The organism is Pseudomonas sp. AP19 (assembly GCF_001728855.1).
Lineage (GTDB): Bacteria > Pseudomonadota > Gammaproteobacteria > Pseudomonadales > Pseudomonadaceae > Aquipseudomonas > Aquipseudomonas fluorescens.
Genome location: NZ_LXJP01000076.1, coordinates 15,153 through 29,142, shown reverse-complemented (window position 1 = coordinate 29,142; position 13,990 = coordinate 15,153). Strand labels below are relative to the sequence as shown.

Sequence of the window (13,990 nt, the reverse complement as noted above, 5' to 3'; positions counted from 1 at the left end):
ATAGCAGCCGTTACCGCAGCAACGGATATGCACTCATATCTACCTAACCCCTCACAGGCTCAAAGCAACACAAAGAGTTGCGTAGATACCTATGGCCATCACAGGCAAGCCAGCTCCCCCAAATGATCGGGGTTTACAGCTTGGCGATGGACACTTCGGTCGACTTCACAAAGGCAATCACCTCGCTACCCACTTTTAATTCCAGATCCCGCACCGAGCGGGTGGTGATCACCGAGGTAACGATGCCAGACGCAGTCTGCACGTCAATTTCGGACACCACTTCCCCCAGCAGAATTTCCTTGATCACGCCCTTGAACTGGTTGCGCACATTAATCGCTTTAATGGTCATGTCGGGTTTCCTTTTGGCTGTTGGGTCAATCCGCACGAATGCGCAGGCCCTCAAAATGCGCCATTCAATCATCTATTAAAAGGAATATATAACTCTTTATTTATTCGATATAGATATATATGTACTGTTCACCCGGCAACAGCGGATCAACACACTGCCCTCTCACACCACAACACAATTGACCTGAACCCCAGCAAATACGCCCCGACAACAGATGGCACAGAGACTGCATATTCCGATTGAGCATGATGGAACATGTCATTTCAATTTTCTGAATATAAGAAAAGCCTTCTCTCACCGCCTTGTCCGGAGCTGTTCCATGAAACCCTTCACCCAACGCTTACTGGGTGCCTGCGCCCTCATCTTGTGTGTGCAACCGCAAGCCTTCGCCGCCGAAGCCGACCCCGCGCAAGTCAACCTGGATTACGCCTACTACTCACCGGTCAGCCTGGTGCTCAAGCATTTCGGCTGGCTGGAACAAGCGCTGCCGAACAGCAAAGTCGGCTGGGTACTGAGCCAAGGCAGCAACCGCTCGCTGGAATACCTCAACAGCGGCGGCGTCGACTTTGCCTCTTCCGCCAGCCTGTCGGCGGTGTTGAGCCGCGCCAATGGCAGCCCGATCAAATCGGTGTACGTCTACAGCCGCGCCGAGTGGACCGCGCTGGTCGTGCGCAAAGACTCGCCGTTCAACCGCGTGACGGATCTGAAAGGCAAGAAAATCGCCGCCACCAAAGGCACCGACCCGTACCTGTTCACCCTGCGCAGCCTGCAACAAGCCGGGCTGAAAAAAGACGACGTCGAGTTAGTTCACCTGCAACACCCCGACGGCCGCACGGCGCTGGAAAAAGGTGACGTAGACGCCTGGGCCGGTCTCGACCCGCACATGGCCGCCAGTGAAATTCAGGCCGGTTCACGCCTGCTGTACCGCAACAAGGACTTCAACAGCTACGGCGTGGTCAGCGTCACCGAGCAGTACGCCAAGGAGCATCCGCAGACCATCAGCAAGGTGCTCGGCGCCTATGAAAAAGCCCGCAACTGGGCAGTGAAACACCCGGATGAGTTCGCCAAACTGCTCGCCGACGAAGCCGGCCTGCCGCTGGAAGTGGCCAAGCTGCAACTGTCGCGCACCGACCTCGGCAGCCCGTTGCTGACCGCCCAGGATGTGCTGTCCTCCAAGGCCGCTGCGCCGATCCTGGTGTCCGAGGAATTGGTGCGCCGTGGCGTGAACGTGGACCAGGTGATCGACCAATTGATCGACACCTCTTTCGGCCAGGCGCTGCCAAAGCAGTAAGGGGAGCGTGATGACCAGCAGAATCCAAACAACGGCCCTTCCCGCGCCGGTCGCCATCAACCGCAGCGCCTGGCCTCGGCGGCTCAAGGGGCTGCTGTTGCCGGTGCTGATCCTGCTGGTGCTGGAGGTGGTCGTGCGTATCGGCTGGCTGCCGTCCTACCAGATGCCGGCCCCCAGCGAGATTGCGGTGACGCTCACCGACCTGGCCGAGGGCGCGTTGTGGAAACACATCAGCGCCAGCCTGTTGCGGGTGTTGGCGGGCTTCACCATTGGCGCGAGCCTGGCCTTGATCTTCGCCGCCTGGGTGGGCTTGAGCCGTGAAGCCGAAGCCTACCTGGAGCCAACGTTTGCCGGGTTGCGCTCAATTCCGAGCCTGGCCTGGGTACCCCTGTTGCTGCTGTGGCTGGGCATCGATGAAACCTCGAAGATCGTGCTGATCGCGATTGGCGCGTTCTTCCCCGTGTACCTCAATGGCGTCGCGGCGATTCGTGATATCGACCGCAAGCTGGTGGAAGTCGGGCAAATGTACGGTTTCAGCAGGCCACGCCTGGTGCGCCGGATTCTCTTGCCCGCCGCCCTGCCCGGCCTGTTTACCGGGCTGCGCAGCGGCCTGAGTCTGGCCTGGATGTTTCTGGTGGCCGCCGAACTGATCGCGGCCACCAAGGGCCTGGGCTACTTGCTCAGTGATGGTCGGGAAACCTCGCGGCCGGACATCGTGCTGGCGGCAATCATCGTGCTGGCGCTGTTGGGCAAGGTCAGCGATGGCGTGCTCGCGGCACTGGAGAAACGCTGCCTGGCCTGGCGTGACACCTTCAATGGCCAAGGCGCGGAGCAATGAGCATGCAACCGTTATTAGAGATTCACGTCGCGCGTAAAAACTTTGCCAGCACCACAGTGCTGAAAAATGTACACCTGGCGTTGCAACCGCGCGAAGCCGTGAGCCTGCTGGGCCCCAGCGGATGCGGCAAAAGCACGTTGTTGCGCATCGTCGCCGGCCTGGAAAAGGACTTCCAGGGTGAACTGCGCAGCCCCGCAGGCGAGGTCGCTTTTGTATTCCAGGAGCCCCGGCTGATGCCTTGGCTGACGGTGGAGCAAAACATCGGTTTCAGCGATGACAGCCACTATGACAAGGCCTGGGTCACGCAGTTGATCGAAGAAGTCGGCCTCGCGGGCTTCGCCCAGGCGCTGCCCAAGGCCTTGTCCGGCGGCATGGCGCAACGGGTGGCCATCGCGCGCGGCCTGTATTCACGCCCGCAGGTACTATTGCTCGATGAGCCCTTCAGCGCGGTGGACGCTTTCACCCGCATGAAACTGCAGGACTTGCTGCTGCAACTGGCCGAGCACCATGCCATTGCCCTGCTGCTGGTGACCCATGATGTGGACGAGGCGCTGTACCTGAGTGACCGGGTGCTGGTGATGGACGACCGGCCAAGCAGCATTCGTCAGGCACTGGCGGTGGACCTGCCTCACCCGCGAGACCGGCGTGACCCGCTGCTGGCGCAGCTCAAGGCACTGTCCTTGACCGAGCTACAGCGGGCCCATGTGATTTAGGCCAATGTGCGACTGAGTGTCACCCAATACCGCGTCCGCGCCCGCACCTCAAACCCCAGTGTCTGGGCCAGCAGGCTGAGGATGCGGTCGGTGTCATCCAGGCGAAAGCTGCCGGTGACCCGCAGGGTTTCCAGGCTCGGGTCCCAGCGCAGCACACCGGGGCGATAACGCTCCAGCTCGCGCAAAAAATCCCCCAGCGCCTGGTTTTGCGCGGTCAAGACGCCGTCGCGCCAGTCCAGTTGCTGCGCATCGAACGGCATCCGCTCCCCAAGCCCCTGGGACTTTAATAACGCTTGCTGACCGTTGCTCAACGTCGCCAGTTGCCCGCTCACATCGCGCACCTGCACCGCGCCCTTGAGCACCGACACCCGGCAGCCGGTCGGCAACTGCCGCACACACACCTCGGCCTGGCTGACCTGGACCTGGCCGTAGCGGGTGTTCACTGCGATCAAAGCCGAGCCCGGCACACTCAGCGCCAATTCCCCTTCCACCAGCGTAATGCGCCGATGGGCGAGGTCGACATCGACGGCCGTGGCGGTATTGAGTTGCAGGCTACTGCCATCGACCAAAGGCAGGCGTTTGCGCTCGCCGGTGGCGGTGTGCAGATCGGCACGCCACGCCTCGATGGGCAACTGGCGGCTGATCAGCCACGCCGTCGGCACCAACGCTGCAACACCCAGGGCACGCTTGAGCAGTGCGCGCCGCGCCCGTTGCGGGCGGTCGAGGCTGGCCATCGCCAATGCGTGTGGCAAGTCGCTGAACCGCTGGCGCAGGGATTGGGCTTTTTGCCAGGTCTGTTCGTGTTGAGGATGGCTGTCGCGCCATTGCTGCAAGGCCGCATGGTCACGCTCGGTGGCGGCGCCGGACTCCAGCAATGCCAGCCACTGGGCGGCGGCGCGTGCGACATCGCGACTCACAGGTCCACCAGCAGGCAATGTTCGTAGGCCTGGGCCATGTAACGCTTCACCGTGCGTTCGCAAACGTCGAGCCGTTCGGCAATCTCTCGATAACCCAGGCCTTCCAGCTGGCTCCACAGAAACGCGCGGCGCACCAGCACCGGTAAACCGTCAAGCAACTCATCCAGTGCTTGCAGGGTTTCGAGCATCAGCCAGCGTTGTTCGGGTGACGGCACGCAGGCGTGCGGCAGGTTTGCCAACGCATTCAAGTACGCCTGCTCAAGGCTGCGCCGCTGATGAAAATTGACCAGCAGGCGCTTGCCGACGGTCACCAGATAGGCACGCGGTTCCTGCATCTGCGCAATGGGCTGTGCACTGGCGAGCACGCGCAAAAAGGTGTCCTGGCTCAAGTCCGCTGCATCCCAGGCATTGCCCAGGCGCCGCCGCAACCAGCTTTCCAGCCAACTGCGGTGGTCGCGGTACAAACTCGACAACGTGAGTTCGGCAGCGTGGGTCGGGGCAACAGCATCAGTCATGGCGAGCAACCTGCGCGGCGCGAGTTAATCTCAAATGAGATTAATTCTATTTAATATCGAGCCGACACACCATGTTCTTTTCAACATTGCGTTTATACGCAAGCCTCTGCGTCAAATACCTGAGCGCGCCCGACCACGCTGGCAGGTGCCAACACCGCCCCCGGCGCTAACACCGCATTGGCGCCGATTCGGCACTGATCGCCGAGCAACGCGCCGAATTTATCGCACCCGGTGCGCTGCAATTGCCCGTTGATCCGCACCTGCACGTCCTTGTCCTCGCGCTCATTGCGGTAGTTGGCGACGATGCTGCCGGCCTCCAGATTGACCCCATGGCCGAGCACCGAATCGCCGACAAAGTTGAAATGCGCCAGCTTGCTGGCACTGAACACAAACGAGCTTTTCAACTCCGCACCCGGGCCGATGATGCACTGCGCATCCACCCAGCACCCGCCGCGCAGCAGAGAACCACTGGCGATAAAACAATGCGCGCCGATGATCAGTGGCCCCTTGAGCACGGCGCCGGACTCGACGGTGGCGGTACGGTGGATGGCGATTTCATCCTGAATGACGTAAGCGTCTGCCGGCAACTGCACCAGTAATTGGCGAACAATCGCCGGGGCCTGGGCCACCAACGCCCAAGGCGTCAGGTCAGCCCAAGGCGCCAACGCGGATTGGGATACGTCGGCAATGTAGTCGGTGAGTCGGATCAACGTCGAACCCTCCAGCGGTCAGAGAAGCTCGAAACGCTAGCATGGCGGACGTGAGAAACCGATCTTTACTATTTGTCTTGATATGGATATTTTATCCAAAAACGCACACAAGGTCCGCTCATGCAACTGCCTGACTACCACGACGTCATCGCTGCCGCCCAACGCCTGGCAGGCGTCGCCCATCAGACGCCGGTGTTGACTTCGCGCACCCTCGACGCCGAAACCGGCGCCCAGGTGTTCATCAAATGTGAAAACCTGCAACGCGCCGGCTCGTTCAAGTTTCGCGGCGCGTTCAACGCCCTTTCGCAGTTTGATGCGCAGCAGCGCAAGGCGGGCGTGGTGGCGTTTTCCTCCGGCAACCACGCCCAGGGCGTTGCGCTGGCCGCTCGTTTACTGGGCATGCCGGCGACCATTGTGATGCCCACCGACGCGCCTGCCGCCAAGGTTGCAGCGACCCGGGAATATGGTGCCAGCGTGGTGCTGTATGACCGTTTCACCGAAGACCGCGAACAAATCGGCCGCACCCTGGCCGTCGAACACGGCATGACGCTGATCCCACCCTACGATCACCCGCACATCCTCGCCGGCCAAGGCACCGCCGCCAAAGAGTTGCTGGAATTCAGCGGCCCGCTGGACGCGCTGTTCGTCGGCCTGGGCGGTGGCGGCATGCTCTCCGGCACCGCATTATCGACCCGCGCCCTGTCACCGAATTGCCAACTGTTCGGCGTCGAACCGCAAGCCGGTAACGATGGCCAGCGCTCGTTCCACAGCGGCAACATCGTGCATATCGACACCCCGGTGACCATCGCCGACGGCGCGCAAACCCAACACCTGGGGAACTACACCTTCCCAATCATCCGCGACCTGGTGAACGACATCCTGACCGTCTCCGACGCGCAGTTGATCGACGCCATGCGCTTCTTCATGCAGCGCATGAAACTGGTGGTTGAACCAACCGGCTGCCTGGGCCTGGCGGCATTGCGCCAACTGGGCGAGCGGTTCAAAGGCCAGCGCGTGGGCATCATCGTCACCGGCGGCAACGTGGATATTCAGCGCTACGCCGCCCTGCTCAGCGAGGCACCATGAAGATCATCCACACGTCGAAGGCCTCGGCACCGGCCGGGCATTATTCCCAGGCCATCAGCCACGGCGACACGCTGTATATCTCCGGGCAATTACCGGTCAGCCCGGACGGGCGTCACAACCTGTCGGCGCCGTTTGCCGAACAGGCCCAAATCGCACTGCATAATCTGTTGGCCATCCTGAACGCCGCCGGCGGTTCGCCGCAGGATCTGGTCAAGGTCACGGTGTACGTTGCTGGAGTCGGGCACTGGCCGGCGTTCGACCGCGTTTACGCCGCCGCGCTGGGCGATCACCGCCCTGCCCGCGCGGTGGTGCCGGTGCCCGAGTTGCATCACGGTTACCTGGTGGAGATTGAAGCCGTGGCGCGCTATTTGGCGTAGGTGTAGACCGCCGCGCGCGACACGCCCAGGTGCGAGGCCACGGTTTCCATGGCCCGCCGAATGTCCATGCAGCCGGCGTCTTTGAGCTCTTGCAGCAGCACCCGCCGGTCCGCCGTCTTGAGTGCACGCGGCGTGGTTGCCAGGCGTGCGGCGAACTGGTCGATACGCGTGCGAATCAGGTCGGCGCCCGAAGGGTCGAGGGACTCGCCGGGCTTGTCACCGCTGACCGAACCGAACTGTTCGAGCATGCCCTGCAAGCCCCGGAACAACGAAAGATCGACATTCATGCACAAGGCGGCGACGTACTTGCCGCTGGCGTCCTTGATACCAATCGAGGTGCTCTTGACCTGGCGGCCATCGGCGAATTGGTTCTGGTAATTGGCGATGACCTGGGGGTACTCGGGGTCGGCAATTCGCGCCAGGCCCAACTCGGTGGCCGGGTCACCCGGCTGACGCCCGGAGAGGTTGTTATGGATCGCCAGGATCGCGTGCTGCGGGTCACGCAAGTCATGCAGCACCACCTCGCAGAATGGGCTGAAGGTCTTGCTCAAGCCTTCGGCAATCTGTTCGAGCTGGCTGATCAGGGTGGTGTCTTCGGGAGAGGTCTTGTTCATGCAAGACAACATATCCAGTCCTGGACAGGCCGTCAATTTAGCCACGGCCCCTCATTGTGGCGCTTTAATTTTGAACACCCCTGCTGCCTTGCCGATACGCTGAAAATGCAGCGCACTCTCCAGCGCATGCAACCGCGCGCCGCCCGCCTGGGGGCGCGTGTCCGGGAGCGGTTGCGCGGCGGGTAGATGCTTACCCGGCGGATAGAAACCTCTGGAGGATGACGGTTGCAGGCTGTTTCAGTTCTGCGAAGATAGCCGCCCCACGGATGGCTATGCCTTCATTGACAGGAGTGAAATTCTTGACCGTCGCCGCCCTGCTATTTGCCGAAAGCTTTCCTATTGCAATCACTGACAACCTGATCAGTTCCAACCTGGCGCCCGATATACCGCCTACCACGCCGTTGACCGGCCTGGAATTGCGCAAGGGCAATGCAGGCAAAAGCTTCCCGACAGGCTTGGCGCTCAAGGTCTGGGCATCCGAATTCGGCTTTTACTTTCTGTATGCAGGGCGCGTCGATCACGCGCGGCAACTCTTCGACAGGGTCGAACAGGTGGTCTATCGGGAACAGAAATACACCCTCGATCGCCACCAAAACATCATCGACGATGCCAATTATCATGGGCTCGACGCGAGTTTTATCGTGGTCTATCTCGACGAGGGATTCATCGCCTACGCCGGCGATGCCGACCGCCAAACCACACTGATGGGTAAAAGCTTCGGCAAAGTCCTGGTTATCGGCTCCGGGCGTGACTCGCTGATACAGGCGATGGACACCCTGGAGCGTCGCCAGACCCTGACCTTGCCCGAGCTCGAACCCGTCAACCTCGACTACGCCACCCACGCCATTGCCAACGCGCTCGCGGTGGTGGGCCGCTCAAGCGTGGAATACATGCGCGCCCACTCCGCCTTTGCACAACAGTCCACCGGTGCACTGTTCAATATTTCTTACTTTCCAAACCTCTATGGCTGGAGCGTGACGAATCCTGCACCCGGCTGGCTTGCGAACCGACTCTGCCAGATATTCACTCACAGCGACGGCACGGGCACCTACCTGACACGCCTGGTGGTGACCCGCCAGGAAGTAGGTTGCACGCACCTCGAGACGTTTTTCTTCAGCGGCCACCAGAAGCTGGACTTGGCCCAGGACGAATTCACGCTGGACTTGCGCAACCTGACACTCAGCCGGATCAGGGCCCTTTATGACGACAGTGAAAGCAGCGAAATGCCGGTCCTGGAAGAGGACCTGGCGTTGTATCAGGTCATTGTGTACGGCCAGAAAGACGCGCCGGGCATGCCACCGGCTATCAGCCACACCGTCACCTATGATTGCAGAAGCGCTAGCCTGACCATCGCCAACGTAGCCGGCGCCTTGCGCTTCACGCTGCACCAGCCGTTAATTCGCAACCTGTGGGCACGGATCAATCGGGAAACGGCATTACTGCCCACGCGAACCCCCTTGATCCTGCATCCAGGCTTGTCTACCGCCAAGCGCCGAATCTGGTTAAAGCTTGAGAACCTGCAACCCAGCGGCTCCTACAAATTACGCGGCATGAGTGCGCTATGTGCGTACGCTGCAAGCCTGGGCAAATTCAGACTTTTCTGCCCGTCAGGCGGCAATGCCGGCCTGGCCACAGCCATTGCTGCGCGCAACCTGGGGCTGCAAGCCTGCATCGTCGTGCCCACCACCACTCCCGAAGCGACCCGAGCGCGCATCCGCCGGGCGGGTGGTGAGGTCGTGGTGCATGGCGATCTATGGGAAGAGTCCAACCAACGGGCGTTGAGTCTGGCCAGCGATTCAGACGCTTTTTATGTGCCAGCCTTCGACCACCCGATGTTGTGGGAAGGCCATAGCAGCCTGGTCGACGAAATTCTTGAAGACTGCCCGAATGTGGACAGCATCGTCAGCTCCGTCGGTGGCGGTGGTTTACTCGCGGGGATCCTGACCGGACTCGAACGGCACAAGCGCTACGACTGCAAGATAATCACCTGCGAGACGGCGGGTGCCGCCTCCTTCCAGGCGGCGATGGCGGCCGGAAAACCCGTACGCCTGCCGCGCATCGACACCGTGGCCAAATCACTGGCGGCGTCTCAAGTCGCCGCGTGGCCCGTTGAGCACATCCGCGCATTTGCCCATGAATGCGTGGTACTCAGCGACGCCGACGCAATGATGGGCGTTGCCCGTTACGCCGACGATTTGCGTCAGTTGGTCGAGCCCGCTTGCGGCGTATCGTTGGCCGTTGCGTACCTCGACCATCCGGCCATCGCCGAAGCACACGATGTGGTGATCATCGTGTGTGGCGGCGTGAGCATCACCGCCGAGCTGGTGGCGCAGTGGCAACAATCCGTCTGACTAACACCGCAGGCGTCGGCCAGCCGACGCCTGCGCTCGGCACGCTGAATCAGGCATCCTGCAAAATCAGGTCAGCGCCCTTCTCCGCCACCATCAACACCGCCGCATGGGTATTGCCCGACGTCACATTCGGAAAGATCGACGCATCGACAATCCGCAACCGGTCCAGCCCATGCACCTTCAAGCGTTTGTCCACCACCGAGACCTGCGGGTCCGAGCCCATGGCGCAGGAGCCGCACAGGTGGTAGATCGAGCCGCTGTTTTCACGGAAGTATTGCAGCATCTGCTCATCGGTCTGCACCGCCGCGCCCGGTAATACTTCAGCCACGGTGATGCCCTTGAGCGCCGGCGCCTGCATGATCTTGCGCATCAACCTGCTGCCCTGGATCACCTCGTCGATGTCCTTTTGCGTGCTCAGGTAATTGGGGTCGATGAGCGCCGCGTCCCGCGGATTTTTCGACGCGATGCGGATGGTGCCGCGGCTGGTCGGGCGGCACGGGTTGAAGCACAGCAGGAAGCCGGAGTAAGGCTCGGGCTTGAGGCTGGCCTTGTTGTTTTTCGGAATCTGGTACGACAGCGGGTTGAAATACAGCTGCAGGTTCGGGTCTTTCTGCGCGTCGTTGCCGCGAAAGAAACCACCCGCCTGATTGACACTCATGGCCAGCGCGCCTTTGCGCGTAAACAGGTACTTGAGGCCGAGCTTCAACTGGCCGAACAGCGAGCTGAGTTCGTCATTCAGCGTCGGGATATTGGCCTTGTAGTAGTAGCTGGCGCACAGGTGGTCTTGCAGGTTATCGCCCACGGCCGGCAGGTGCTTGACCAGCGGGATACCATGCTCGGCCAGCAATTGCTGGTCTGCCACGCCGGACAGTTGCAATATCTTGGGCGTGTCCACCGCGCCGGCGCACAGGATCACTTCCTTGCGCGCGGTGAAGGTACGGACCACGCCGTGCTGGGTGATGGCAATGCCGGTGGCGCGTTGCTGGTCGTCGAACAGCACGCGATCAACCAGCGCATGCAGTTCCACGGTCAGGTTCGAGCGACTGAGGGCCGGGTGCAGATGAGCAAAGCTGCTGGAGCAGCGCTCGCCCTTGCGGGTGTTGACGTCATACAGCCCGGCACCTTCGAAATTCGGGCCGTTGAAGTCGTCGCTGTGCGCATAGCCGAGCTGTTCGCAGCCCTTGAGGAACACGTCACAGATCGGATGGGTCTGGCCCTTCATCGGCGTGATGCTGATGGGGCCACTGCCGCCGTGGTACTCGGTGTCGCCCAACGGGTGGTTTTCCAGCTTGCGAAAGTACGGCAGCACGTCCTTAAAGCCCCAGCCGTCGTTGCCATTGGCGGCCCAGTCATTGAAGTCATGGGCCTGGCCGCGCACATAGATCATCGCATTGATCGAGCCCGAGCCCCCCTGCACTTTGCCCCGTGGTGCGTAGATTTCACGGCCTGCCAGCTGCTTTTGCGGCTGGCTGTAGTACATCCAGTTGAAGGTCGGGTTGTAATACATCTTGGCGAAACCGACCGGGATCTTGAACCACCAGGAACTGTCTTTGCCGCCGGCTTCCAGCAGCAACACGGAGTATTCGCCCGAGGCGGACAACCGGTTGGCCAGCACGCACCCTGCGGCGCCGGCGCCGGCGATGATGTAGTCATATGTCATGCACAATTACCGCGTTATTCGTAGTGAAGTGCCTGGCTCAGCCTTTGGCCGGCGAGGTGTCTTTGACGTCGGCCGGTGTGGCAGCCATTTGCAGGTGCAGGCGCTCGCCTGTATACGGCGTGTGCTTGCGCACCACGTCCATGTTCAGCTCTACCCCCAGGCCCGGCTCAGTGGACGGAATGATGTAGCCGTCCTCCCATTGCAGTGGCTTGGTCAGGATGTCGGCATGGAAACCGCCCCAGGTCATGATGCTTTCCTGGATCAGGAAGTTCGGCGTGCAGGTGGCCAGTTGGAAACTCGCCGCCGCGCCAATCGGCCCGTTGTATAGATGGGGCGCGATCTGCGCGTAGTAGGCTTCGGCCATGCTCGCGATTTTCTTCGCCTCCAGCAGCCCGCCGCAGCGCGCCACGTTCATCTGCAGGATCGACGCGCCGCCAGCTTGTAGCAGCTTGAAGAATTCATACTTGGTGGTCAGTCGTTCGCCCGTGGCGATCGGGATACTGGTCTTGGCCGCCACTTGGGCCATGGCCTCTTCCTGGCCAGGCGGTACCGGCTCTTCGAACCAGAGCGGGTCGTATTTCTCCAGGCGCTTGGCCAGGCGAATTGCCGACGACGGCACCATCTGCCCATGGGTGCCGAACAGCAGGTCGCACTTGTCGCCTACCGCCTCGCGGATCTTGCGGCAGAAGGTCTCGCAGCGTTCCAGCACTTCCAGGGAAATCTGGTGGCCGGAGTACGCGGTGTACGGCCCCGCCGGGTCGAACTTCACGGCGGTAAAACCTTTGTTCATGTTCTCGATGGCGCACTCGGCCGCCAGGTCCGGGTCGTCATAGTCATACTCGCCCTGGCTGTTGACCGGGTACAGGTAGGTGTAGGAACGCAGGCGCTCGTTGACCTTGCCGCCGAGCAATTCGTAGACCGGCTTGTTGGCCGCCTTGCCGATGATGTCCCAGCAGGCCATTTCCAGGCCGCTGACCACACCCATCATGGTCAAGTCCGGGCGTTGGGTGAAACCGCTGGAATAGGCCTGGCGGAAAAAGCGCTCGATATGGTGCGGGTCGTGGTCGAGCAGGTAGCGCTCAAACACATCCTCGATGATCGGCAGCATGGCCTTGGGGCCAAAGGTGGCGGCGTAGATCTCACCGACACCTTCGATGCCGCAGTCGGTCTTGAGCTTGACGAACAGCCAGTACATCCCACCAATGTGCGGCGGTGGAACGGCGACGAGATGGGTTTCAAGGGCGACGATTTTCATCTCAGGCACCTGTCTGGTTGAATTTTTTACGGTTGATTCGAGCACGCAGGGTCAGGGCCGCCAGGGTCCCGAGCACGCCGACAAAAGCGATGTAGCCGAAGTACAGGTTGTAACCGGCCTTGCCTGGGTAGGTGTCGGTCAGGTAGCCATTGATCAGCGGGATAAAGGTGTCGGGTAAGTAACCCACTACCGAGACAATACCGATGGCCAGGCCAGTGATGCGCAGCGGGATGTCGCAACTGTCGAGGATCGCCCAGTACAGGCCGCGAATCGCATACGTCATCAGGCCGATGAAGATCACCGTGCCGATCAACAGGCCGAGGCTATTGAGCGCCGGGAACACAATCAGCCCGACCATGGCCAGCGTTACCAGCACCAGCGCGACGATCAGCACCGAGATATTCGAGAACTTGTCCCCCAACCAACCGCCGCCAATGCCGCCGATGGGGCGCATCCACAATTTGATGGTGGTGATGGTGCCGGCCATGACGGCGGTCATGCCGCTGCCTTGCAGGTAATCGGAGAAGCTGTAGGTGGCCCAGAACATGTGATAACCGCAGAACACAATGGCGGTCACCAGCCACAGCTCGGGGATCTTCACCAGGGTCGTGAGGTCGGCAATCAGGTTGAACTTACCCTTCTCCACCGCCGACGTTTCGGCCATGAACTTGGGGTCCTTGAGCAACACCAGCCCGCAGCCGATGGCGATGCAGATGAACGAATACAGGTAGACCACCTGTTTGAAACCTTCGGCCGCCGACTGGCTGCGGGTTTCAGTGGCATAGGCGAACAGACCGAGGGCCACGGTTGCCAATAACGCTTCAACCAGGCCGCGACCGCCATCGAGTATCCCGAAGAAACGCCCTTGCTCAGTGGGGTGGGCGATCATCTTTACGCGCTTGAGCACCGAGGCCCAGAAGGTCAGGCCGGTGGTGAGCCCCCAGCAACCGAAGATAATCATCAGGCCGGTCATCGACGGCACCGTCGAATACCAGAGGCCCAGGGCGCCGGTGGCGACCAGCGAGAAAAAGATCAAAAAGCGCGGCGGCAAACGGTCGGCCAGCCAACCGCTGGGCAGGTAGCTGAGCAAAAAGACGGTGCCGAGCATGGAGTACAAGTAGCCCAGTTCACTGTGGTTGATCTGGAACACGTCAAGCATGGTGGTCTGGTAGACCTGGCGCAGGTAGAGGATCGGGTAAATCGCCCCGGCGGCCAATACCAGCAAGAGCAATTGGAAATAGCGACTGGCGGTGTCGCTTTTTGCCGCGGACACGGCATCGAGATCCTGGGCAACGGGTGCAGGCTTGGACATCT

14 protein-coding genes are annotated in these 13,990 nt (G+C 61.1%); 6 read left to right on the top strand and 8 right to left on the bottom strand.

The genetic code is table 11. The features are described from left to right. Nucleotides 1-133: 133 nt before the first annotated feature. A complete protein-coding gene (locus tag A7D21_RS30975) occupies nucleotides 134-349 on the bottom strand; it encodes a molybdopterin-binding protein (RefSeq protein WP_003173733.1) in 216 nt (71 codons plus the stop codon). Between the two features lie 319 nt (nucleotides 350-668). Between A7D21_RS30975 and A7D21_RS30970 the strand changes: the two genes are divergently transcribed. From A7D21_RS30970 to A7D21_RS30960, 3 genes are read left to right on the top strand one after another with little or no spacing between them, the layout of a single operon-like run. Continuing rightward, on the top strand, nucleotides 669-1,640 hold the full coding sequence (locus A7D21_RS30970) for an aliphatic sulfonate ABC transporter substrate-binding protein (protein ID WP_069553522.1): 972 nt from the start codon (nucleotides 669-671) through the stop codon (nucleotides 1,638-1,640). Nucleotides 1,641-1,650: 10 nt separating this feature from the next. Then, complete coding sequence (locus tag A7D21_RS30965) at nucleotides 1,651-2,478, top strand: ABC transporter permease (RefSeq protein ID WP_064452237.1); 828 nt, start codon at nucleotides 1,651-1,653, stop codon at nucleotides 2,476-2,478. After that, nucleotides 2,475-3,191, top strand: a complete 717-nt coding sequence (locus A7D21_RS30960; RefSeq protein WP_069553521.1) for an ABC transporter ATP-binding protein — start codon at nucleotides 2,475-2,477, stop codon at nucleotides 3,189-3,191. Before A7D21_RS30965 ends, A7D21_RS30960 begins: the two co-directional genes overlap by 4 nt. Here the strand turns inward: A7D21_RS30960 and A7D21_RS30955 are convergent. The 3 genes from A7D21_RS30955 to A7D21_RS30945 all read right to left on the bottom strand — a co-directional run bounded on the left by A7D21_RS30955 (nucleotide 3,188) and on the right by A7D21_RS30945 (nucleotide 5,333). Then, a complete protein-coding gene (locus A7D21_RS30955) occupies nucleotides 3,188-4,108 on the bottom strand; it encodes a FecR domain-containing protein (RefSeq protein ID WP_069553520.1) in 921 nt (306 codons plus the stop codon). The two genes, A7D21_RS30960 and A7D21_RS30955, sit on opposite strands and share 4 nt — an antisense overlap. Continuing rightward, nucleotides 4,105-4,623 carry a sigma-70 family RNA polymerase sigma factor gene (locus A7D21_RS30950; protein ID WP_053256254.1) on the bottom strand — a complete coding sequence of 173 codons (519 nt, stop codon included), beginning with the start codon at nucleotides 4,621-4,623 and terminating at the stop codon, nucleotides 4,105-4,107. The genes A7D21_RS30955 and A7D21_RS30950 overlap by 4 nt, the downstream gene beginning before the upstream one ends. A gap of 92 nt (nucleotides 4,624-4,715) precedes the next feature. Continuing rightward, the gene (locus A7D21_RS30945) at nucleotides 4,716-5,333 is read right to left on the bottom strand and encodes an LpxA family transferase (protein WP_069553519.1); all 618 of its coding nucleotides are present in this window, start codon (nucleotides 5,331-5,333) and stop codon (nucleotides 4,716-4,718) included. Between the two features lie 120 nt (nucleotides 5,334-5,453). Between A7D21_RS30945 and A7D21_RS30940 the strand changes: the two genes are divergently transcribed. Both A7D21_RS30940 and A7D21_RS30935 read left to right on the top strand, forming a co-directional pair. Next, complete coding sequence (locus tag A7D21_RS30940; RefSeq protein ID WP_069553518.1) at nucleotides 5,454-6,419, top strand: threo-3-hydroxy-L-aspartate ammonia-lyase; 966 nt, start codon at nucleotides 5,454-5,456, stop codon at nucleotides 6,417-6,419. Next, nucleotides 6,416-6,796: a RidA family protein gene (locus A7D21_RS30935; protein WP_053256257.1), complete on the top strand. Its 381-nt coding sequence runs from the start codon at nucleotides 6,416-6,418 to the stop codon at nucleotides 6,794-6,796. The genes A7D21_RS30940 and A7D21_RS30935 overlap by 4 nt, the downstream gene beginning before the upstream one ends. On the opposite strand, the gene A7D21_RS30930 is transcribed toward A7D21_RS30935, so the two are convergent. After that, the gene (locus tag A7D21_RS30930) at nucleotides 6,784-7,410 is read right to left on the bottom strand and encodes a transcriptional regulator (protein ID WP_053256258.1); all 627 of its coding nucleotides are present in this window, start codon (nucleotides 7,408-7,410) and stop codon (nucleotides 6,784-6,786) included. The two genes, A7D21_RS30935 and A7D21_RS30930, sit on opposite strands and share 13 nt — an antisense overlap. Nucleotides 7,411-8,828: 1,418 nt before the next feature. Here A7D21_RS30930 and A7D21_RS30925 point away from each other — a divergent pair. After that, nucleotides 8,829-9,761: a pyridoxal-phosphate dependent enzyme gene (locus A7D21_RS30925; protein WP_069553524.1), complete on the top strand. Its 933-nt coding sequence runs from the start codon at nucleotides 8,829-8,831 to the stop codon at nucleotides 9,759-9,761. A gap of 49 nt (nucleotides 9,762-9,810) precedes the next feature. Here A7D21_RS30925 and A7D21_RS30920 read toward each other — a convergent pair whose 3' ends face one another. Genes A7D21_RS30920 through A7D21_RS30910 form a run of 3 tightly spaced genes read right to left on the bottom strand, consistent with a single transcriptional unit; the run spans nucleotide 9,811 to nucleotide 13,988 of the window. Continuing rightward, the gene (locus A7D21_RS30920) at nucleotides 9,811-11,421 is read right to left on the bottom strand and encodes a GMC family oxidoreductase (RefSeq protein ID WP_069553517.1); all 1,611 of its coding nucleotides are present in this window, start codon (nucleotides 11,419-11,421) and stop codon (nucleotides 9,811-9,813) included. 37 nt (nucleotides 11,422-11,458) lie between these two features. Next, nucleotides 11,459-12,676 (bottom strand): mandelate racemase/muconate lactonizing enzyme family protein, encoded by a 1,218-nt coding sequence (locus A7D21_RS30915; protein ID WP_069553516.1) that lies wholly within the window; start codon nucleotides 12,674-12,676, stop codon nucleotides 11,459-11,461. A 1-nt stretch (nucleotide 12,677) separates the two neighbouring features. Next, a complete protein-coding gene (locus A7D21_RS30910; RefSeq protein ID WP_069553523.1) occupies nucleotides 12,678-13,988 on the bottom strand; it encodes a nitrate/nitrite transporter in 1,311 nt (436 codons plus the stop codon). Between the last annotated feature and the right edge of the window lie 2 nt (nucleotides 13,989-13,990).